This is a genomic window from Halomonas sp. Y3, assembly GCF_024137965.1.
GTDB classification, from domain to species: domain Bacteria; phylum Pseudomonadota; class Gammaproteobacteria; order Pseudomonadales; family Halomonadaceae; genus Halomonas; species Halomonas mongoliensis.
The window spans coordinates 1513588-1534109 of record NZ_CP099975.1; the positions used below are offsets into that span (position 1 = coordinate 1513588).

General features: G+C 68.8%; 16 protein-coding genes. 4 read left to right on the top strand and 12 right to left on the bottom strand.

Features of this window, described 5'->3' with window-relative positions; translation table 11 throughout:
- Positions 1-256: 256 nt before the first annotated feature.
- Positions 257-3370, bottom strand: a complete 3114-nt coding sequence (locus tag NHL60_RS07270; protein WP_253450809.1) for an efflux RND transporter permease subunit — start codon at positions 3368-3370, stop codon at positions 257-259.
- Positions 3370-4476 (bottom strand): efflux RND transporter periplasmic adaptor subunit, encoded by a 1107-nt coding sequence (locus NHL60_RS07275; RefSeq protein WP_253450812.1) that lies wholly within the window; start codon positions 4474-4476, stop codon positions 3370-3372. The genes NHL60_RS07270 and NHL60_RS07275 overlap by 1 nt, the downstream gene beginning before the upstream one ends.
- A gap of 248 nt (positions 4477-4724) precedes the next feature.
- Between NHL60_RS07275 and NHL60_RS07280 the strand changes: the two genes are divergently transcribed.
- Positions 4725-5915, top strand: a complete 1191-nt coding sequence (locus tag NHL60_RS07280; RefSeq protein ID WP_253450815.1) for an NAD(P)/FAD-dependent oxidoreductase — start codon at positions 4725-4727, stop codon at positions 5913-5915.
- A 20-nt stretch (positions 5916-5935) separates the two neighbouring features.
- Here the strand turns inward: NHL60_RS07280 and NHL60_RS07285 are convergent, their stop codons facing one another.
- A complete protein-coding gene (locus tag NHL60_RS07285) occupies positions 5936-6670 on the bottom strand; it encodes a ParA family protein (RefSeq protein ID WP_253450818.1) in 735 nt (244 codons plus the stop codon).
- Between the two features lie 208 nt (positions 6671-6878).
- Here NHL60_RS07285 and NHL60_RS07290 point away from each other — a divergent pair, with 208 nt between their 5' ends.
- A complete protein-coding gene (locus tag NHL60_RS07290) occupies positions 6879-7529 on the top strand; it encodes a hypothetical protein (RefSeq protein WP_253450821.1) in 651 nt (216 codons plus the stop codon).
- Here NHL60_RS07290 and NHL60_RS07295 read toward each other — a convergent pair.
- From NHL60_RS07295 to NHL60_RS07315, 5 genes are all read right to left on the bottom strand, one after another.
- On the bottom strand, positions 7520-7975 hold the full coding sequence (locus NHL60_RS07295) for a DUF4149 domain-containing protein (protein WP_253450824.1): 456 nt from the start codon (positions 7973-7975) through the stop codon (positions 7520-7522). The two genes, NHL60_RS07290 and NHL60_RS07295, sit on opposite strands and share 10 nt — an antisense overlap.
- Positions 7976-8000: 25 nt before the next feature.
- Complete coding sequence (locus tag NHL60_RS07300) at positions 8001-8303, bottom strand: YqjK-like family protein (RefSeq protein ID WP_253450827.1); 303 nt, start codon at positions 8301-8303, stop codon at positions 8001-8003.
- Positions 8293-8700: a phage holin family protein gene (locus tag NHL60_RS07305; RefSeq protein WP_253450829.1), complete on the bottom strand. Its 408-nt coding sequence runs from the start codon at positions 8698-8700 to the stop codon at positions 8293-8295. Before NHL60_RS07305 ends, NHL60_RS07300 begins: the two co-directional genes overlap by 11 nt.
- Positions 8700-9032: a YqjD family protein gene (locus NHL60_RS07310; protein WP_253450832.1), complete on the bottom strand. Its 333-nt coding sequence runs from the start codon at positions 9030-9032 to the stop codon at positions 8700-8702. The genes NHL60_RS07305 and NHL60_RS07310 overlap by 1 nt, the downstream gene beginning before the upstream one ends.
- A gap of 106 nt (positions 9033-9138) precedes the next feature.
- Positions 9139-10218 (bottom strand): phospholipase A, encoded by a 1080-nt coding sequence (locus tag NHL60_RS07315; RefSeq protein ID WP_253450835.1) that lies wholly within the window; start codon positions 10216-10218, stop codon positions 9139-9141.
- A 232-nt stretch (positions 10219-10450) separates the two neighbouring features.
- On the opposite strand from NHL60_RS07315, the gene mscK reads away from it, so the two are divergent.
- Entirely contained in the window at positions 10451-13807 is a 3357-nt protein-coding gene (mscK, locus tag NHL60_RS07320; RefSeq protein WP_301271109.1) for a mechanosensitive channel MscK, read from the top strand.
- A 21-nt stretch (positions 13808-13828) separates the two neighbouring features.
- Here the strand turns inward: mscK and NHL60_RS07325 are convergent, their stop codons facing one another.
- Entirely contained in the window at positions 13829-14596 is a 768-nt protein-coding gene (locus NHL60_RS07325) for a TlyA family RNA methyltransferase (protein ID WP_253450838.1), read from the bottom strand.
- A 164-nt stretch (positions 14597-14760) separates the two neighbouring features.
- Between NHL60_RS07325 and NHL60_RS07330 the strand changes: the two genes are divergently transcribed.
- Positions 14761-16755: a cation:proton antiporter gene (locus tag NHL60_RS07330; RefSeq protein ID WP_253450841.1), complete on the top strand. Its 1995-nt coding sequence runs from the start codon at positions 14761-14763 to the stop codon at positions 16753-16755.
- Here NHL60_RS07330 and NHL60_RS07335 read toward each other — a convergent pair.
- From NHL60_RS07335 to NHL60_RS07345, 3 genes are all read right to left on the bottom strand, one after another.
- Positions 16752-17105 (bottom strand): P-II family nitrogen regulator, encoded by a 354-nt coding sequence (locus tag NHL60_RS07335; RefSeq protein WP_253450844.1) that lies wholly within the window; start codon positions 17103-17105, stop codon positions 16752-16754. The two genes, NHL60_RS07330 and NHL60_RS07335, sit on opposite strands and share 4 nt — an antisense overlap.
- 88 nt (positions 17106-17193) lie before the next feature.
- On the bottom strand, positions 17194-19242 hold the full coding sequence (locus tag NHL60_RS07340; protein WP_253450847.1) for a hypothetical protein: 2049 nt from the start codon (positions 19240-19242) through the stop codon (positions 17194-17196).
- A gap of 45 nt (positions 19243-19287) precedes the next feature.
- Entirely contained in the window at positions 19288-20511 is a 1224-nt protein-coding gene (locus NHL60_RS07345) for an acetyl-CoA carboxylase biotin carboxylase subunit family protein (RefSeq protein WP_253450850.1), read from the bottom strand.
- Positions 20512-20522: the final 11 nt, after the last annotated feature.

Genomic DNA, 20522 nt, shown 5'->3' on the forward strand with positions numbered 1-20522 from the left:
GGTTATGGCTCTGAGGAGGGTGAAAGCTTAATATTCATATAATGTTTTGTGAGCGCAAGGTGCTTGAAAAGATTGGCAAATTTAAGCCCGTATTTTGATGTATCTTTTATGCCTTTTTGGGTGGTCTATGCCGCGTTGAAGAGGAGGAATTCGAGGCATTTCGAGCCTGCGGTCTGGTGTCGCAGCGACGGGTTTGGAGGCAAAAAAAGGCCACCCCGCAGGGTGGCCTTGTGCCTGATGGCAGAGCGATCATCGACTAGCGTCCGGCTTGGCTCGCCTCCATCTCCTCCTCCAGGCGGCGCTTGACGTCGCCGGGGGAGCCGGTGTGGCGGGCCAGCAGGTCATAGGCCACCGGCACGATAAAGAGCGTGAAGAGGGTGGCGGCGGCGACCCCGGAGAGGATCACGGTGCCGATCACCATGCGCGACTCCGAGCCCGCGCCGCTGCCGACGATCAGCGGGATGGCGCCTGCCATGGTGGTCACGGCGGTCATCAGGATGGGGCGTAGGCGGGTCACCGCGGCGTCCACCAGGGCGTCACGGAAGGCCAGCCCCTGGTCGCGCAGCTGGTTGGCGAACTCCACGATCAGGATGCCGTTCTTGGCGGCCAGCCCGATCAGCATGACCAGCCCTACCTGGCTGTAGATGTTCAGCGACTGGCCGGTAACGAAGAGCCCCAGCATGGCGCCGCTCATGGCCAGGGGCACGGTGAGCATGATCACGAAGGGGTGCACGAAGCTCTCGAACTGGGCGGCCAGTACCAGGAAGACCACCAGGGCGCCGAGGATCAGCAGGAAGGTGGTGGCGCCGCTGGCCTGCTGGAAGTCCCGGGAGGCACCGCTCACATCGGTCTGGACCTGGGGCGGTAACACCTCGGCGGCGGCGTTCTCCAGATACTCCAGCGCCTCCCCCAGGGAGTAGCCGTCGGCCAGGTTGGCCTCGATGGTGATGGAGCGCAGGCGGTTGAAGCGGTTGAGGGTGCTGGCGCCGGCGAAGTCGGTGAGGGTCACCAGACTCGCCAGGGGGATCAGCTCGCCCGAGCGCGCCGAGCGCACCTGGATATTGTCCAGGGCCCTCGGGCTCGCCTGGCTGGCGCGGTCGCCTTCGACGATGACGTCATACTCCTGGCCGTTATCCAGGTAGCGGGTCACGTTGCGCCCGCCCAGCAGCACCTCCAGGGTGCGGCCGATCTCGGTGACGGTGACGCCGAGGTCGGCGGCGCGCTCGTAATCGATATCGACCCGCAGCTGGGGCTGGGTCTCCCGGTAGTTGCTGTCCAGCCCGATCAGCCGCGGGTTGTCCTCACGGATATGCGCCATCAGGGTGTCGCGCCACTCGGCCAGCTCCTCGTAGGTGCCGCCGCCCAGCACGAACTCCACCGGCTTGGCGATGCGCTGGCCGAAGCCCTGGCGCATCACCGGAAAGGCCTGGACGCCGGGAAGGCCGGCCAGCTCGGCGCGCACGTCGTCCATGATCGACCAGGCGTCGCGGCGGCTTCCCCAGTCGGCCAGGCCGATGATGCCGAAGCCGTTGTTGAAGTTCTCGATATTGCCGAAGCCGCGTGGCGCGCGGATCACCACCCGCTCCATGTCGCCGCTCTCCACCATGGGCTCGAGGCGCGCCTCGATCTCGTTCATGTAGTCCATGATGTAGTCGAAGGTGGCCCCCTCGGGGCCGTTGACCAGGATGATGAAGCTGCCGCGATCCTCCTGCGGGGTATACTCGCTGGGCAGCAGGTCGGCAAGCCAGACGGTGACGGCGATCAGCCCCACGAAGACCGCCAGCACCGCCAGGCGCGCCTTGAGGACCCACTCGAGGAGAGTGCGATAGAGGCGCTGGGTCAGCTCCAGCAGCCACTGCACGGCCCGGGCGACACGGCTGTCATCCTGGGCAGGTTTGAGGATCTTGGAGGCCATCATCGGGGTCAGCGACAGCGCCAGTACGCTGGAGATGGCCACGGCGGCGGCCATGGTCAGGGCGAACTCCGAGAAGAGCCGGCCCACGTTGCCCTGAAGGAAGGCCAGCGGCACGAAGACCGCCACCAGCACCAGGGTGGTGGCGATCACCGCAAAGGCGATCTGCCGTGTCCCCTTGAAGGCCGCCACCAGGGGCGTTTCGCCATAGTCGTGCATGCGGCGGTGAATGTTCTCCAGCACCACGATGGCGTCGTCGACGATCAGGCCGATGGCCAGCACCAGGGCCAGCAGGGTCAGCAGGTTGATGGAGAAGCCCATGAGCGCCAGGGCCATGAAGGCGCCGATGATCGCCACCGGCACCGTCACCGCGGGAATCAGGGTGGTGCGTACATTGCCGAGGAACATGAAGATCACCACCACCACCAGCCCCATGGCGATGAAGAGCGTCATCACCACCTGCTCGATGGCGCCGGCCACGAACACCGAGGCGTCGTAGTTGAGGGAGAGCGACATTCCCTCCGGCAGGCTCGCCTGGACCCGCTCGAGCTCCGCCTGCACGCCGCGGGAGACCTCCAGCACGTTGGCGGTGGACTGCTTCATGATGCCCAGGCCCACCATGGGCACGCCGTTGGCGCGGAACACCGAGCGGTCCTCCACCGAGCCGATCTCCACCCGGGCGACGTCGCCCAGCCGCACCAGGTAGCCGTCGGCGCCCTGGGTGAGGGCCAGGCGCTCGAAGTCATCCGGTTGGTTGAAGCTGCGCGGCAGGCGCACGATGAACTGACGCTCTTGGGACTCGATGGAGCCGGCCGGGAGCTCGACGTTCTCGGCACGCAGGGCGCCCTCCACGTCGCTCACCGTGAGGTTGCGAGCGGCCAGGGCGTTGCGGTCGATCCACACCCGCATGGCGTACTCGCGACCGCCGCCGATGCGCACCCGGGCCACCCCGGGCTGCACCGAGAAGCCGTCCACCAGGTAGCGGTCGGCGTAGTCGGTGAGCTCGGGGATGGTGTAGCCGTCGCCGGTCAGCGAGAGCCACAGGATCACCTCCTCGCTGGAGTCGGCCTTCTGCACCTCGGGCGGGTCGGCCTCGTCGGGCAGGTTGCGCAGGGCCCCGGAGATGCGGTCGCGGATGTCGTTGGCGGCGGCATCGATATCCATGTCGAGGCGAAACTCGATATTGATGCGCGAGCGGCCATCCTCGCTTGAGGAGGTGATCAGCTCGATGCCCTCGACCCCGGCGATGCGGTCCTCCAGCACCTGGGTGATGCGGGTCTCCACCACGCTGGCGGAGGCGCCGGGATAGCGGGTGTCGATGCTGACCACCGGCGGGTCGATGGAGGGGTACTCCTGCAGCGGCAGGCGCTGCAGGGCCAGCAGGCCGAAGGCGACGATCAGCAGTGCCAGCACGGTGGCCAGCACCGGGCGCTGTACGGAGAGATCGGAGAGGCGCATCAGTCACGCTCCCCGCGGCTCGCCTCGAGGATCTCGGGCACCGAGGTGTCGGCATCCGCGACCCCGAGCAGGGTCACCTGGTCCCGCGGTTGGACGCGCTGGACGCCATGGGCCACCAGCAGCTCCTCCGCCTCGAGGCCCTCGAGGATCTCCACCTGGCCGGTGCGCCGCTCGCCCACCTTCACCTCCCGGCGCTCGACGCGATTCTGGTCATCCTCGTCGATCACCAGGACGTACTGGCGATCGCCGCTGGGGATCAGCACGCTCTCCGGCACCACCACGGCCTCCCGCGGGCTGCGCTGGACGATGACCTCCATCAGCATGCCGGGGCGCAGGCGCCGCTCGGGGTTGGCCAGCTCGGCGCGCACGCTGACGCTGCGGCTCACCGGGTCGACCCGGGAGCCGACGCTCTCCACATGGCCCTCGAAGCGCTCGTCGGGGAAGGCCACGCTGCGCGCCGTCAGGGGCAGGCCGGGCTCGAGCAGGGCCAGGAACACCTCGGGCACGCTGAAATCGAGCTTCATCACGTCGACCTTGTCGAGGGTCACAAGCTCGGTGCCCGGGGTGACCAGGCTGCCGAGGCTGATATTGCGAAAGCCCACCACGCCGTCGAAGGGAGCGCGCAGCCGGTAGTTGCGCAGCCGCGCCTCCAGCCCCTGGATCTCCGCCTCCACCTGACGCAGCCTGGCCCGGGCGTCCTCCACGTCGGCCCGCGGGGCCAGGTTGCGGCTCTGCAGCTGGGCCAGGCGATCCACCGTGGCACGGCGCTCGTCGCGCAGGGCCTGGGCGGCGCGCAGCTGCGCCTGCTGCTCGGCATCCTCCAGGCGAATCAGCAGCTGGCCCGCCTCCACCACCTGGCCGTCGCGGAAGTTCACCTCGGCGACGATGTCGGTGACCGTGGCCGAGAGCGTCACGCTCTCGTCGGCGCGCAGGGTCCCCAGCGCCTCCAGGGGGTCGGACCAGGGGGCCAGGGTGGCCCGGGCGCCGATCACCGGCGTGCGCTCCTGGGCAGCGGCGGGTGGACTGGAGAGTAGGGTGGCCAGCAGCAGCACCACCAGCAGGGCGGCCAGCAGGCGTGGGGTCAGGCGAGACGAAGAGGGGGTCATGAGAGCTCGGGTCTGGTCCAGGGTGGCGGAGGCGCGATTCTGCGGGCGTCCAGCCCGGCAGGGGTGCCTATCAGGCTACCCATGATACGCCGCGCGAGTGTGACAACAATTCACAATCTTGAGGAGAACACCGGTTAGTGTACAAATATTGTACATTTGTTCAATGCGCGTTCAGGGAGGGCGTCATCAACAGTCGGGCTCGGGCCTGCTAGAATGCGCCTCCCTTTCACAAGCGGCCCGACCTGACCATGACCTATGACACGGTGATTCTCGGCGCCGGCGCCGCCGGCCTGATGTGTGCCCTGACCGCGGGCTATGCCGGTCGGCGGGTGCTGGTGATCGACCATGCCAAGCGGCCCGGGCGCAAGATCCTGATGTCCGGGGGCGGGCGCTGCAACTTCACCAACCTCAACTCCACGCCGGCCAACTTCTTCTCCGCCAATCCGCACTTCTGCATCTCGGCGCTGAAGCGCTATCGCCCCGAGCACTTCGTGGAGCTGGTGGAGCGCCACGGGGTGGAGTATGTGGAGAAGGCGCCGGGCCAGCTCTTCTGCGCCGACTCCGCCAAGGAGATCGTCCGGGTGCTGCTCACCGAGTGCGAGTGGGCCGGAGTGGAGCTGCGCCTCAACACCTCGGTGGAGCGCCTCGAGCGCCATGGCGAGGGCATGCGAGTGGTGACCTCCCGGGGCGCCATCGACTGCGGGGCGGCGGTGGTGGCCACCGGTGGTCTCTCCATTCCCACCATGGGGGCCACCGGCTTCGGCTTCGAGCTGGCCCGCCAGTTCGGCCTCGAGGTCACCGAGACGCGCCCGGCGCTGGTGCCCTTCACCCTGACCTCCCAGTGGAAGGCCCGGGCCGAGGCGCTCTCCGGGGTCGCCTGCGAGGTGGCGGTGCGCGTCCTCCAGGCGGGCCGGCCTCGCGGCCACTACCGCGAGCCCATGCTCTTCACCCACCGTGGCCTTTCGGGGCCCGCCATGCTGCAGATCTCCAGCCACTGGCGGCCCGGCGACGAGCTGGCCATCGACCTGCTGCCGGGCATCCAGGCCTTCGAGGCGCTCTGTGTCGCCCGGCGGGAGACGCCGAAGCGTCGGCTCTCTTCCTGGCTGGGGGAGCAGCTGCCCCGGCGCCTGGCCCAGGCGCTGATCGAGTGGCACGGCGGCGATGGCGTGCTGGCCGAGCGCAGCAACGCCGAGCTTGCAGCCTGGGCCGAGCGCCTCGGCGACTGGCGGCTCAAGCCCGCCGGCACCGAGGGGTGGCGCACCGCCGAGGTGACCCTCGGGGGCGTGGATACCCGGCGGATCTCGTCGCAGAGCTTCGCGGTGGAAGGGCTGCCCCAGCTGCGCTTTATCGGCGAGGTGCTCGACGTCACCGGCGAGCTTGGCGGCCACAACTTCCAGTGGGCCTGGGCGAGCGGGGTGGCCTGCGGCAGCGCTCTCTAGCCGGGGCCCGGCCCCTCTGCCTACTGCAGGCGCTGGGCGATCTCCTGCCACAGCGCCCGGTAGGCGCCGGCGGCAGGGGAGGTGCGGGCAAACTGGCCTAGGGGGGCGCGCTCGACCCCCATGCGCTCCACCACGCTGGCGCTGGGAATGGTGGTGGAGAGGCGCAGCGGCCACTGCCTGGGGAGTTCGGCGATGGTGTCCCGGTGCAGGTGGCGGCGACGGTCCGCCAGGGTCACGAAGGGCCATACCTGGCAGGGGATGTCGTGCCGGTCGAGGAAGTCGCGCAGCTGCTCCAGGGTGCGCAGGGAGAGCACCGTGGGTACGATGGGTACCAGCAGGGCGTCGACGCTGGCAAAGACGCTCTCGGAGAGGGTCGAGAGCGTCGGCGGGCAGTCGAGGATCACCAGGTCATAGTCGTGACGAACCGGTTTCAGGATGCGCCGGAGCTGGTTCTCCTGCTGTTCGGCCAGCAGCTGGTCCATCTCCCGGGAGGCCAGCGCGGCGGGCAGCAGATCGAGGTTCTCTACCTCGGTGGCCCGAATCACCTTGTCGAAGGCGGCCTTGCCCTTCACCAGCCTGGCCACGCCGCCGCGTATCTTGGGCTTGATGCGCAGGTAGAAGGTGGTGGCCGCCTGGGGGTCGAGATCCCAGAGCAGCACCCGCCTGCCCTGGGCGGCGGCCTCTGCCGCCAGGTTGACCGCCGAGGCGGTCTTGCCCACCCCGCCCTTGATGCTGTAGAGCGCCAGCATGCGCATGGCGTGCCTCCCTTCTTCCCTGGTGACGACCTCTTGCCGCACCTCATGGCGCCGTCAAGGCGTCGCCCGGCGGCGACGCCGTACCTTACCAGCTTAGGCCGTCTCTTCAGGTGACGGTTTCGTGACAGTCGCGGCGTCCCGCGTCCAGGGTCTATTCTGCTGGCAGAGTGCTTGCGCACGAATCCTCAGCCTGCCCCGGAGGTGCCCCATGACCCTGATTGCCGTTCATCACGAGCCCGGCGCCGATGAGACGTTGCTGCGCGACCGCGTCGTCGATGCGTCCCTGGGTGAGGCCGAGCGGCACGGCTGGGAGGCGGTCAGGCTCACCGAGGTCGCCGCGCGCCTGGAGGTGCCCATGGCGGCGGTGCTGGCGGAGTTTCGCGATCTGGACGCGGTGGCCAATGCCTGGTTCCAGCGCGGCCTGGAGGCGATGCTGGCCGAGAAGCCCGAGGGCTTCGAGCACTGGCCGGAGGTCCAGCGACTGGCGCACTGCCTGCTCGCCTGGTTGGATGCGCTGGCGCCCCATCGCCGGGTCACCGTGGAGATGCTGCGCACCAAGGCCCATCTTCCCCACCTGCATACCTGGGTGCCCATGCTCTTCGATCTGTCGCGCACCGTGCAGTGGTGGCGGGAGGCGGCGCGGCTGCCGGCACCCTACGGCACCCGGCGCGCTCAGCTGGAGGAGGTGGCCCTGACCGGGCTCTTCCTGTCCGCCCTGGGAGTCTGGGCTCGGGACGACAGCCACCGGCAGGAGCGGACCCGGCGCTTTATCGAGAGGCGCCTGGCCCGGGGCGAGCGCTGCCTGCGCTGGGTGCCCGACGGCAGGTCAGAGCCCCGGGAGGCACCCGCTCAGAGATAGCGGCCACCGGAGGCGATGGCGGTGGTGAGCAGGCCGAGGATCAGGTTGATGCCGACCAGGCGGCGAATCTGCGCCAGCTGCCGGCCGCCTTCGGGCCAGTCGCTGGCCTCCACGGCGCGGCAGAGCCGGCGGTAGGGAGCGAACCAGAGGTGCAGGTAGATGGCCATCATGGCAAGGCCCGAAAGCAGCATCAGGTGGATGTGCCAGCGCGCGCCGGCCATGCCGCCGAAGACCGCGAACAGCATCCACAGCCCGGTGACCAGCAGCACCGCCACCGCGGCCCACACCCAGGGGAAGAAGCGGTCGAAGACGCCGCGCCACAGGGTGAGGCGGGCCGGTGGCTCCAGCTGGCCGGCGGCCACCGGGCGCAGGATCATCCAGGCGAAGAACATGCCGCCCACCCAGAGGACGGCGGCGATCACGTGCAGGGTAATGGCGATGGCCATGGGGGCTCCTCGCGTCGGGGAAGGGTCAGCGCAGCAGGCGGCGGGCCCGGCGCAGCAGCAGGGCGCCGGCAGCCAGGCGCTTGCTGACGCGCAATAGCGAGCTGGGGTGGCGGGCGCTCTTCATCAGCAGCACGCCGCCCAGGGCGTAGAGCGGCGCCTTGAAGCGCATCAGCGCCCGCCAGCCGTCATCGATGGGGCGGCTCGCCTCCCGGTAGCGGCTCGCCTCCACCAGGATATCGATGCGCTGCTGCTCGATGCGGGCGTTCAGCTGCGCCTTGCGCTCGGCATGGGACGGCGGTGGGCGCCGTGCGGGAAGATCAGCGCTCATGGTGCTCCTCCCGGCGCTCGCGCTCCATCAGGTCGCGGTCGGTGGCCAGATGCTTGAGGGTGCTGACCAGCAGGGTGCGGCGTTTAGCCAGCTGCAGGGCCCGCAGCGCCAGCAGGGCGCCGCCGCCCAGTAGCACCCCGGCGCTGACGGCAATGGCGGTGAGCCGGTAGCTGTCCCAGAAGGCGACGATCACCAGGGTGGTCAGCACCCCGATGCCGAGCATCAGCAGGATCAGGCTCAGCCCCACGATCAGCAGCAGGCCCACCAGCCGAACGCGCTCCTCCTCCAGCTCCAGAATGGCGAGACGCAGGCGCGTCTCGCCGGTGGCCAGCAGGCTGCCGAGCAGGCGCTTGGCGGCGGAAAACAGGCGCTGCGCCGGTCCCTGGCTCTCCTGCATCAGCGACGCCCGATCAGCATGCCGACGACTACGCCCACGGCGGCGCCGATGCCGATGCTGGTCCAGGGGTTCTCGTGGACGTAGCGGTCGCAGGCGTCGGCCTGGTGCTCCATGCTGTCGCGGGCCTCGCCATAGAAGCGCTCGCCGCGGCTCTCGAGGCGGTCGCGGGTCTCCTTGAGGCGCTTCTCGGCCCGGTCACGCAGCTCCTTGATATTGCTGCGGGAGTCGTCGGCGGTAGCGCTGACCAGCTCCTCGATGGTCTGGGTGAGGTGGTGCAGGTCTTCCTTGAGCTGCTGGGTGGTCTCGTGGGACTGGGGGGCACGGTTTGCCATCGGGTCTTCCTCTGACGGTGAATGACAGCCACAGCATAGCAGCCAGGGCAGCGCTTGCCACGGCGGCGGCCGTCACGCTGCCTGCTGCATGGAAGGTGCGTCAGGGTCAGCGGGTCATGCTGCCGCCGCTGAACAGCGGATTGAGGCTGAAGCCCAGGCTGAGACGGTGATTGCGGTGGTCGTAGTCGATCATGCTCTCGCCGTAGCCGTAGTAGTACTGCACGTGGCCGCGCACGTTACCGTTGAAAAGCGGCCAGGAGTAGTCGACCTGGGTGCCCATGTTGCCGGCGCTGGGATTGCCCCGCCACAGCAGGCTGAGCTCGTTGTCGCCCAGGCGGCGAGCCAGGGTGACGTCGCCGTAGCCCATGTAGCGGTCGATATCGGGGTTGTCGTCCTCGCTCTTGGACTCCGGGATGCGCCAGTGGGGGGCCAGGCTGAAGGCCCAGTCGCCGCGCTGGAAGATGCTCTCCACGTAGACCCGGTTCCAGCTGCGCGACAGCGGGTCGGAGCGGCCGTTGGAGAGATGGTTCAGCGCCAGGCGGTTGCGCACGTTGGTCCAGCCGAGCGTCCGCCAGGCGTTGTCGAAGGTCATGAAGACCTCGGGCTCGTAGTTGGTCTCCCGGAAGGGCGAGGAGGAGTCGGTGTTGTAGGCCTGCCACCAGCTGCGCTGGGTGTAGGCAAAATAGAGGTCGCCGGTATCGCCGAACACTCCCTCGAGCAGATTGACCTTGGCGCTGAACTGGAACTTGACCTCGGCATCTCGAGGGCCGTTATCCGGAGTGATCTCGCGAAAGGCGTCGCGATTGGGGTTGGCGGTATAGCTGACCGGAAACAGATAGTTGCGCCGGTAGGTGGTGATGGCAAAGGGGTTATGGTTGGACTCCAGCTCCAGCTGGCGGCGCTCGGTGGCCTCGAGTGCCGCCTGAAGGTCCGGGGCGATGGGCGCTTGCTCCTCGTCGGCGGGCAGCTCGGCAAGCTCGCTCTGCAGCGACTCGAGCTCCGCATTGAGGGCCCGGATGCGGGCTTCGAGGGCGCGGCGTTGTGCAGCCGAGGCATCGGCGACTTCCCCATGGCGAGCCCCGCTGCTCGGCTCGGAGTGTGGCGTATCCGCCTGGAGGGCGGCGCCATGCAGCAGCAGGGCCAGGGCGGCGCCGGTGAGGGCGGCAGGGCGGGAGAGGCACGTCATGGCGAGATCCGGAGGTGAGGAGGTACAGACCGCCGTTCTACCATGCCGGGGGCCCAAGTCAACCGCCAGCGGCGTTGTTCCTTGGTGATTGCCTTGGCGGCGCGAGGGGCCGAGAATCGAACCCTGGGCATTTCCCTGCGAAGCGAGGTAGTCGGTGAAGAGAGAGGCGGGTGCCAGGGCGAGAATCGCGACTGCGACGAAGTGTCAGGGCGGGGGCCAGGCCTGGTACCGGCTGCCCCTGATCCTGCTCCTGCTGCTGGTGCTGCTGCCGGCCCAGGCGGAGGAGAACCTCCCCGATCGCGACGCTGTCGAGGCGCGCCTGGAGGCTCTGACCCCGGCGGAGGGGGAGAGCCTGAGTGCGGCTGAGCGTCGGGAAGCGGAAGCCCTGGAAGCGACGCTGGCGGGCCTGGAGGGCCTCTCGGAAGTGAGGGAGCGCCTGGATGCCCTGGAGGTCCGGGTCGAGCAGGCCCCCGCCGAGCTGCTGCGTCTGGAGCGGGAGCTGGTGGCCGAGGAGGAGGCGGCGCTGTCGCTGTCGGCCACCGACCTCGACGGCCTGGAGGTGGATGAGCTAGAGCAGCGCCAGCAGGAGGCGGTCCTGGAGCTGCAGCGCCTCCAGGACCGCCTCGCCGAGGTCAACGCCCAGCTGCTGGCCGCCCAGACCCTGCCCGAGCGCGCCCAGCAGGCGATCTCCGAGGCGATGCAGGCGGTGGAGCGTGCCCGGCGCAGTCAGGATGAGCTCGAGGCCCGGGGCCTGCCCGGCGATGATGCGCGGCGCCTGCAGAGCCAGGTGGAGCGGCGCCTGGCCGAAGTGACCCTGCTTTTCCATCAGCGCGAGCTGGGCACCAACACTCGGCTGCGCGAGCTCGACCAGCAGCGCCGCGACCTGCTCAACCAGCAGCAGGTGCGTCAGGAGGCGGAGCTCTCGCTGCTGCAGGACGTCATCGACCGCAAGCGGCGCCTGGCATCGGAGCAGGCCATCGCCGACGCCGCCCGGGACGACCCCCTGCTGGAGGCGGGGCATCCGGTGCTGGAGCGCGCCCAGCAGGTCAACCGCGACCTCAGCCTGGAGCTGCTGCGCGCCAACGACCGCAACAACGCCCTGGTGCGCGAGAGCCTGGCGGTGCGTAGCCAACTCGACCATGTCCGCCAGCTGCAGCGCAGCCTCAACGAGCAGATCGAGGCGATCCGCGGCTCCATGCTGCTGTCGCGTATCCTGCGCGAGCAGCGCCGCTCGCTGCCCCAGGTGGCCCCGCGCCGGGATCTTCAGGACGAGATCGCCGATTTGCGCCTGCGCCAGTTCGACCTGGTGCGCCAGCGCGACGCCCTGCGCCAGAGCGAGCGGCTGGCCAACCAGCGTCTGGAGGAGGCCGGTGTGGAGGTCAGCGATGCCCTGGTGGAGTCGTTGCAGCGGCTCTACCAGTCCCGCCGCGAACTGGTCGATCGCCTGGAGCAGACCTATGGCAGCCTGCTCAGCACTGCCGTGGAGCTGCAGCTCAACCAGCAGCAGCTACTGGAGACCTCCCGGGAGCTGCGTGGAACCATCGACGAACAGCTCTTCTGGGTGGCCAACACTCGACCGCTGGATATCGGCTGGGCACGCCAGCTGCCGGCCAACCTGGTGCTGGAGTGGCAGGAGGGGGAGTGGCGGCAGGTTCTCCCCGGGCAGTGGCGCCTGCCCTCCACGGCAGCGCTGGCGGGGCTGCCCCTGCTGCTGCTGGCCGCCGGCCTGGTGTGGGGGCGGCGGCGCATCAAGACGCGCCTGGCGGTGATTCATGAGCAGATCGGTCGCCTGCGCAGCGATACCCAGCTGCATACCCCAAGGGCGGTGCTGCTCAATGCGCTGCTCGCCTCGCCTGGGCCGCTGAGCCTGGCGGCCCTCGGCGCCGCCCTGCTGGCCGAAAGCGACGGCATCGCCCATGGCCTGGGGCTGGCGGCCCTGCAGCTCGCCCTGGCCTGGGGCGTGATCGCCTGGGGGCGGCGCCTGCTGGTGCGCGACGGCGTGGCCACCAAGCACTTCTACTGGCCGGCTGACTATGTGGCTCGCCTGCGCTGGCTGTTGGGCTGGCTGGCCCTGGCCCTGGTGCCGGTAGTGTTCATCGCGACCCTGGCTCGGGACGCCGAGCTCGGGCTGACTCATCGGCCGGTGGCCCTGGGGCTGCTGGTGGCCGGGCTACTGGGCATGAGCCTGGGGCTGGCGCGCCTGATCCTGGCCCATACTCCCTTCTTTGGCGTCAAGCTCTTCCGGCTGGCGCTGGGACTGGCCATGGCGGCGGTGCCCCTGGTGCTGCTGGGGCTGATCGCGGCGGGCTACGAGTACACGGCGCTGAGCCTGGTGGGGCGCTTCGCCGCCACCCTCTATCTGCTCGGCCTCTGGATCCTGGTGGAGGCCAGCGTGGTGCGGGGGCTGGCCGTGGCCGCCCGGCGACTGGCCTTCAAGCGGGCCCTGGCCCGGCGACGCGCCGAGGTCAAGGAGGGCGCCGAGGGTGGCATCGAGGTGGTCGAGGAGCCCCCCCTGGACATGGAGCAGATCAACCAGCAGTCGCTGCGGCTCTCCAAGCTGATCCTGATGGTGGGCTTCGTACTGCTGCTCTATCTGGTGTGGGCCGATCTGCTCACCTTGCTGGGCTACCTGGAGCGGGTGGCGATCTGGGAAGCCGAGGGCGATGTGGGCAGCGAGCTTGTGACCGGTGCGCTCTCGGTGGCCGATATCATCACGGCGCTGTTGATCTTCGGCTTCACCCTGATGATGGCGCGCAACCTGCCTGGCCTGCTGGAAGTGATGGTGCTGTCACGCCTGGAGCTCAAGCAGGGCAGCGCCTATGCCATCGCCTCGCTGCTCTCCTATGCCATCGTGGGCAGCGGCCTGGTGGCCTCCCTGGCCACCCTGGGCGTGGCCTGGAGTCAGCTGCAGTGGCTGGTGGCGGCGCTGGGCGTGGGCCTGGGCTTCGGCCTCCAGGCGATCTTCGCCAACTTCGTCTCGGGCCTGATCATCCTCTTCGAGCGGCCGGTGCGCATCGGCGACACCATCACCCTGGGGTCTCTGACCGGCACGGTCAGCCGCATCCGCATTCGCGCCACCACGGTGACCGACTTCGACCGCAAGGAGATCATCATTCCCAACCAGACCTTTATCACCGACCAGCTGATCAACTGGTCGCTCTCCGATACGGTCACTCGGGTGGTGCTCAACTACCGGGTCGCCTACGGTTCCGACCAGGCGCTGGTGCATCGGCTGCTCTACCGGGCCGCCCATGAGAACGAACGGGTGCTGGCCGACCCCGAGCCCCAGGTATTCTTCATGGCCTACGGGGAGAGCACCCTGGAGTTCGAGCTGCGGGTCTTCGTCAACGCCCTGGGGGACCGCCTCTTCGCCACCGACGAGCTCAACTGCCGGGTGGGGGAGCTATTTGCCGAGCATGGGGTCGATATCGCCTTCAATCAGCTGGAGATCTGGCTCAAGCGCCCGGGTGAGACGCGCAAGGTAGTGGAGACCGGCGGCAAGGGCAGGCTGCGCCAGCATCCGCCGCCGGGCAGCCACGGCGACCCGGGTGAGATCGACGTCGGGGATGGGGGCGACAGCGGTCGCTGAACGGCCGGCGCAGGGGGCTGGCTAGGCCTGGCGCACGGCGTGGAGCAGGAATTCGCGGTTGCCGTCGCCGCCCAGCAGCGGGCTCTCCTGCCAGTGGCGCACCGCGAGCCCGTGCTCGGCGCAGCAGGCACGGATCTTCGCCTCCACCTCGCGGTAGCGGGCGGGGTCGGTGACCAGCCCCCGGGCGTTGACGCTGCCGGGGCCCACTTCGAACTGCGGCTTGACCAGGCTGGCGAGCTCGGCCCCCGGCGCCAGCAGGGCGGCGATCTCGGGTAGGATCAGGCTCTGGGAGATAAAGGAGACGTCCATCACCGCGACATCCGGCCCCGCGGCGCCCTGGGCGGCCAGGGCCTCCCGCAGGCGGGGCTCGCGGGCCATGGCCCGGGCGTTGAGTCCCTCCAGGCAGGTGACCCGCGGATCCTCGCGCAGGCTCGGGTCGAGCTGGTCGTGGCCCACCTCCACGCCGATCACGTGGCGTGCGCCGCAGCGCAGGGCACAGTCGGTGAAGCCGCCGGTGGACTGCCCCACGTCGAGCACCAGCCGGCCCTCGAGGTCCAGCCCCAGCGTTTCGATCAATGCCTCGAGCTTGAGCCCCGCCCGGGAGACATAGCGCTCCTCGGGGTCCTCCGCCACCGTCAGCCGGGTATCGTCCGGCAGCTTCTCGCCGGGCTTGGTGAGCACCCGGCCGCTATCGGCCAGGGCGACCCGCCCATGACGGATCAGCCGCTGGGCGCGGGTGCGGGAGCGGGCCAGGCCCTGGGTGACAAGAAGCTGGTCGAGACGCGTCATGGCGGCTCCCGGGGCAAGAGAAGGGGGCTAAGGGGCTGGCAGTATAGCGTCGCGAGGCGCGTCGTGCAGCGCTCATCCTGATATGCTATCGGGCGAGATAACGCCATGGCAGACATGGCCTTGATGGACAGAGTGCGCCCGCCGGGCGACCAGGGAAAACGGTAATGCTGGAACAGGCGCTGGTACAGATGCTGCTGCTCTTGGGGGCCACGGTGGCCGTGGTGCTGGTCTTCCAGCGCTTCAGGATTCCCCCGAGCCTGGGCTATCTGCTGGTGGGGGTGCTGCTGGGCGCCCATACCGCCGGGCCCGTGGTGGCCGATGAGTATATTCGGGTGATCGCCGAGTTCGGCATCGTCTTTCTGCTCTTCACCATCGGGCTCAGCTTCTCGATGCCCCAGATCTATGCGCTGCGCCACACCATTCTCGGCCTGGGCACCGCCCAGGTGGCCCTGACCACGGCGGTGGTGGGCGGCCTGGCCTGGGCCATGGGGCTGCCCGGTCCGGCGGCCTTCGTGGTGGGGGCGGTGTTTGCCCAGTCCTCTACCACCGTCATCACCAAGCAGCTGATGGAGCAGGGCGAGAGCCAGACTCGCCACGGGCGGCTCGGCACCACCATGTCGGTGTTTCAGGACATCACCGCGGTGCCCTTCGTGGTGGTGATTCCGGTGCTGGGAGTGGCGGCGGCCCAGGAGGTGGCCGGGGCGCTGGGGCTGGCGCTGGCCAAGGCGCTGCTCGCCTTCGTGATCGTGCTGATCTCCGGGCGCCTGCTGCTGCGCCCGCTCTTTCAGCTGGTGGCGGAGCGGCGCTCCGCGGAGCTCTTCACCCTGACGGTGCTCTTCGTCTCCCTGGTGGCGGCCTGGACCACCAAGACCCTGGGGCTCTCCATGGCCTTCGGGGCCTTCCTGGCCGGCATGGTGCTGGCCGACACCGAATTCCGCCACCAGGTGGAGTCGACCATTCGCCCCTTCCGGGACGTGCTGCTGGGGCTCTTCTTCGTCAGCATCGGCATGCTGGTGGAGCCGGCGCTGCTGCCCGAGATCTGGTGGGAGGCGCTGCTCGGCGCCGTGGCGCTGCTGGGTATCAAGCTGCTCCTGGTCACCCTGATTGTGCGCCTCTCCGGCGTGGAGCTGCAGACGGCCTTCCGTACCGGCCTGCTGCTGGCGGTGGGTGGCGAGTTCGGCTTCGCCCTGCTGGCCATCGGCCTGGAGGGCGGGGTAATCGCCAGCCAGCCGGCCCAGGTAGTGCTCACCTCGGTGCTCTTCTCGATCATCCTGGCCCCCTTCCTGATCCGCTTCAACCAGCCCCTGGCAAGCTGGCTGTTCGGGCGTCCGGCGCGGCGACCGGATGAGTCGCTGCCGGCGCCTCGCGAGCTCGACGAGCAGGGGCACGTGGTGATCTGCGGGTTCGGCCGCACCGGCCAGACGGTGGCGCGCTTCCTGGAGAGCGAGGGCGTCGAGTACATCGCCCTGGACCTGGATCCCGCCATCGTGCGCGAGGCGCGCCTGGCGGGCCAGCCGGTCTACTTCGGTGACTCCTCGGATGCCGCCGTGCTGGAGAACGTGGGGCTGGCTCGGGCCAGGCTGTTGATCATCAGCCATGAGGATCGCCCTGCCGCGCTCAAGACCCTGCGCCATGCCGCCCAGCTGAAGGCCGGTATTCCCGCCGTGGTCCGCACCCGGGACGACTCCACGGTGGTAGAGCTCTGTGAGGCGGGGGCGACAGAGGTCATTCCCGAGACCCTGGAGGCGAGCATGATCCTGACCTCCCATGCGCTGCAGGCCCTGGGAGTGCCTCTCCATCGGGTGACCCGCCACCTCCAGGAGCAGCGCGCCGGCCACTACCAGATGCTGCGCGAGCTCTTCCGGGGCTCCCTGGACAACATCCAGGATCCGCGCCCGGCGGGGGAGCAGGAGCGACTGCACTCGGTGGTGCTGCATGAGGGGAGTCCGGCCATCGGCCAGCGCCTGGCGGAGTTGAATACGGAGCGAGATCAGGTGTCCGTGACGGCGCTGGTGCGCAACGAACAGCGTCGGCGCTACCCCGAGGCGGATACCGAGGTTCGGGCCGACGATGTGCTGGTGCTGCTCGGCACCCAGGATAGCCTCGAGAAGGTGGAACGCCGGCTGACAGGGGCCGGGCGCCCCACCACCGAGGACTAGCCGCCTGTCAGCGGGTGTTCGCGGCTGAGCGTCCTGATGTGCTCGCTGAGGCCCACCGCCTGACTGACGTCGAGCTCCAGGGCGATGCCGGTATTCAGGCTCTCGTCTAGCTCTCCGGCCAGGCTCACCGCATTCAGCACCTCGCTGGAGCGGCGCGCCTCCACCAGAATCAGGATCACGCTGCGGGAGGCCATGAACTCCAGGCCGAAGAAGGTCAGATGGGGCTTGAGCCCCTGGCCCTGGGCGTTGTTGATGATGGTGGCACCGGTGGCGCCGGCATTGCGGGCGGCGTCCAGCACCTTGTCGGTCCTGTCCTGGTCCACGAAGACCATCAGCAGCTTGAAGTCCATGCGTATCTCCCTGTATCGCCTGAGTGGCGAGCCGGTGGCTCTCAGCTCTCCATTCTGGCAGAGCCGGCCAGGGAAGTCCTGACCGGCATCAAGGCGCGCCGGTGGGGCCCGCGTCGGCCTGGAGGTCGGTGGGCGGAATGCGGTCGGCGCCCCAGCTGCGGTGAATATAGCCGATCACCCGATCCAGCTCCGCCTGGGTGATCTGGGCCAGCTCGCCGCGCTCCAGCGGGTCGTAGTGGAAGATATAGAGCCTCGAGGCGAACTGTTCGAAGGGCAGGGAGGCCTCGCCGGCGCGCTCGCCGCAGCCGGCGGTGCTGACTTTCACCCCGTCGCCCCAGTCCTGGCCGCTGTCGTTGTTGGGGTTGTAGAAGTAGACCCGCATCACGTCCGAAGGGTCCAGGGAGACGCGCAGCACGGTGATGGCGTGCCAGCCGATGAAGCGCGCCGCGCTGTCGGTGACGGCGATGCCCGCCGGCTGGGGGTGGATCAGCGGCTGGTTGCCGTTGTAGTAGGGGTGGTAGCTGGCGTAGAAGTGGCGCAGGAAGGTGTCCAGCTCTTGGAGCTGGCCGCTGGCCACGTCGACGTTGATGCGAAAACCGCGCCCGGACCACCAGCCGTGGAACTCCGGATTGACCCAGCGGTGGGGGTCGCCCTCGCGGCCGATGCAGCGCCGCCCCATCTCCGCATAGATACGGTCCAGATGAGGCACCACGATCAGCGAGACGGGGTCGAGGTCCATGCGCAGGGCCTGGGCCACGCCGCCGCTGCTCGCCATGGAGGAGATCGGCTGCCCCTCGAAGTGCATGATGATCTCGTCGTCCCGGGCCGCCCAGGCGACCATCTGCAGCAGGTAGTCCGGGTCGTTGTAGGCCCACATGGAGAGCGCCCGGGCCGACTGGCAGGTGGGGTTATTGCCCTGGCCCACGCCCAGCGGCTGGCCGAGCATGCAGAGCACCCCCTCCAGCAGCCGCGCCCGGGGCGAGATCGCCTCGCCGAAGGCCAGGTTGAGCCGCGCCTGGGACCACTCGGAGAGCGTCAGGCCCAGCTGGCGCCACATGGCCGGGGCCACCGGCGGCTGGTAGAGGATGCCGCGCTCCAGCAGCAGCGCCAGGCCATAGACCGCCTGAGGGGTGGCGGGGTGGACGCCGCCGCGGATCAGGGCCGAGACCAGCTCGCGGTAGCAGAGCAGGCAGTCGCGGCCGGTGGCGGAGAGCCCCAGCGCCTCGGCCAGCAGGTGATCGCCATAATCCAGCAGGTGGCGCAGCAGCACCGGGTGGTAGGGCGAGACCAGGCCGGTATCGTGCATGGCCCGGGCGAAACCGGTGGCCTCACCCTGCAGGGCGGCGCTGTCCATGCTGGCCAGCCGCTCCCGGTAGGCCTCGACGCCTGGGTCCTCCCGGCAGGCCCGGGTGGGGCCGTAGAGGGAGCTGACCAGGCGATCCGCCCCCTGGCCGCTGGCGCCCAGGTCGATCTCCGGGTTGGCCTGGCAGATGGCGATCTGGGTGATCATCGCCTTGACCGGCTCCACCTGGATGGGACGCTGCTGCAGGATCCGCCAGATCTCGTCGATCAGCCGGTCGATGATGTGCTCGTAGCCGATGCGCTCGGCCAGGTGGCGAAACAGGTGGCGAGGAATCTGTGCCAGGCGCCCCTGGGTCTCGCGCTCGGCTTCGCTTGGGGCGCCGAAGAGCAGCCAGAGGTTGATCGCCATCACCTGGGTCAAGTAGTGGTGGGCCTGCTCCGCGGAGATCTGGGGATGGAGGTACTCGCCCTTGGCTACGGCCAGCAGGCGCAGCTCGCTGAGCGCTTCGATCACCACCATGCTGGGGTCGGGGCTCTTGAGGGCGTGGGTGGTCAGCGACGGCACCAGGTACTGGGGGGTCTCCCAATCGGAGCCGAGAAAGACCCCGGCCTCCTCGAAGACCTGAGAGCGACGCTCCACCTCCGCCGCGCCGCCCTCCTGGAGCAGCACCCGGCGGGCAGTATCGAGTACCCGGGGCAGCTTGCCTGGCTTGGCAAACTCCCTGGCATCGGCCAGCAGGGTGATGGCGTCGTCCAGTTTGCTGCACAGGCCAGCGAGCTTTTCGCTGGCCGCGGGCAGGGCGCTTGTGTCTTGCGTCTGTCGGTGCGTGGTCACGCCGACTCCTTGTCGTCAGGCTGTCACCTTTCCATGACGCCTGTCTCAGACATAGAAATCAAGCTCTTCCATATGCTTGAGCAGTTCCTTCATGCGCGCCGCCTCATCGCCCTTGAAGTAGACCAGGCCCCAGTGGGTACCGAAGGCGGTGCGCTTGGTGACGGTCTCCTCGACCGGCGGGGTGAGCTCGTGGGACTCGAAGTAGGGGTCGTCTTCGACCTCCTCGGGGATCTCCAGCTTGCTCACCACGCGGCGGCGCGGGTAGACGCCGAAGCAGCCGGCGAAGCCGTCGGCATCGACGATCTCCTGCGGGAAGAAGGCGGCGACCTCCTCCGGGGTGCTCTTGGGGTCGAAGACCAGCATGGAGGCCTGGTAGGCGTTGAAGCCGTAGACCCGCTCGAGCAGCTCGAACACCTTGAAGCCCGGCGGACGGTAGGCTACCTCGCCGAAGTACATCTCGCCGTCGCTGGTGACGAAGTACTCGGGGTGGATCAGGCCGAACTCGATATCGAAGGCCTTGATCAGCTTCTCGATCTGGGCGGTGATCTGGGGGCGATACTGCTCGAGTTCCGGGGAGGCGGGCACGAACACCGAATAGCCCAGGGTCACGTACTCGGAGATATTGAGGAAGGCGATCTTGCCGTCGTGGATCCACGCCTCCACGGCGAACTCCCAGCCGTCCAGGTGCGACTCCATCAGCACCGGGAACTCCTCGTCGGGGATGGTATCGACCTCGTCCGGGGTGCGAATCACCCGGTGACCCAGGCAGCCGGCCTTGTCGAAGGCCTTGAGATGGATGGGATCGTTGGGGTCGCCGTCGAGCTTGAGCAGGGTCTGGTTGACCCGCTTGAGGAAGCGCACGACGTCCTCCTTGTCGTGGGCCTCCTCGAAGATGCCCACCCGGATGCCGCCGAGCTGGGCGCGGCGCTTCATCAGCGCCTTGTCGCGCAGCAGCAGCGACTGGCCGTAGAGGCGGGGGTTGTCGAGCAGCACCGAATTGATGGCGCCGGCCCACTCCACGGTCTCCTCGAACAGCGGGATGGCGACGTCGACCTTCATCTCCTGGAGGGTATGGGCGATCTCCAGGGAGCGGTCGTTGAGGCGTTCGAAGTTCCAGGGTACATAGGGGATGTCGTGCTTCTGGCAGTACTCCTCGGCCCACTCCGGGGCAACCACCACGTAGCGTCGGTCGAAGTTCTCGGCGGCTTCGATGGCGTTCAGGCTCCAGCCCAGCAGGGCGATGTAGCCCTTGTTCGGATCCTTCTTCATGGTGCGCCTCC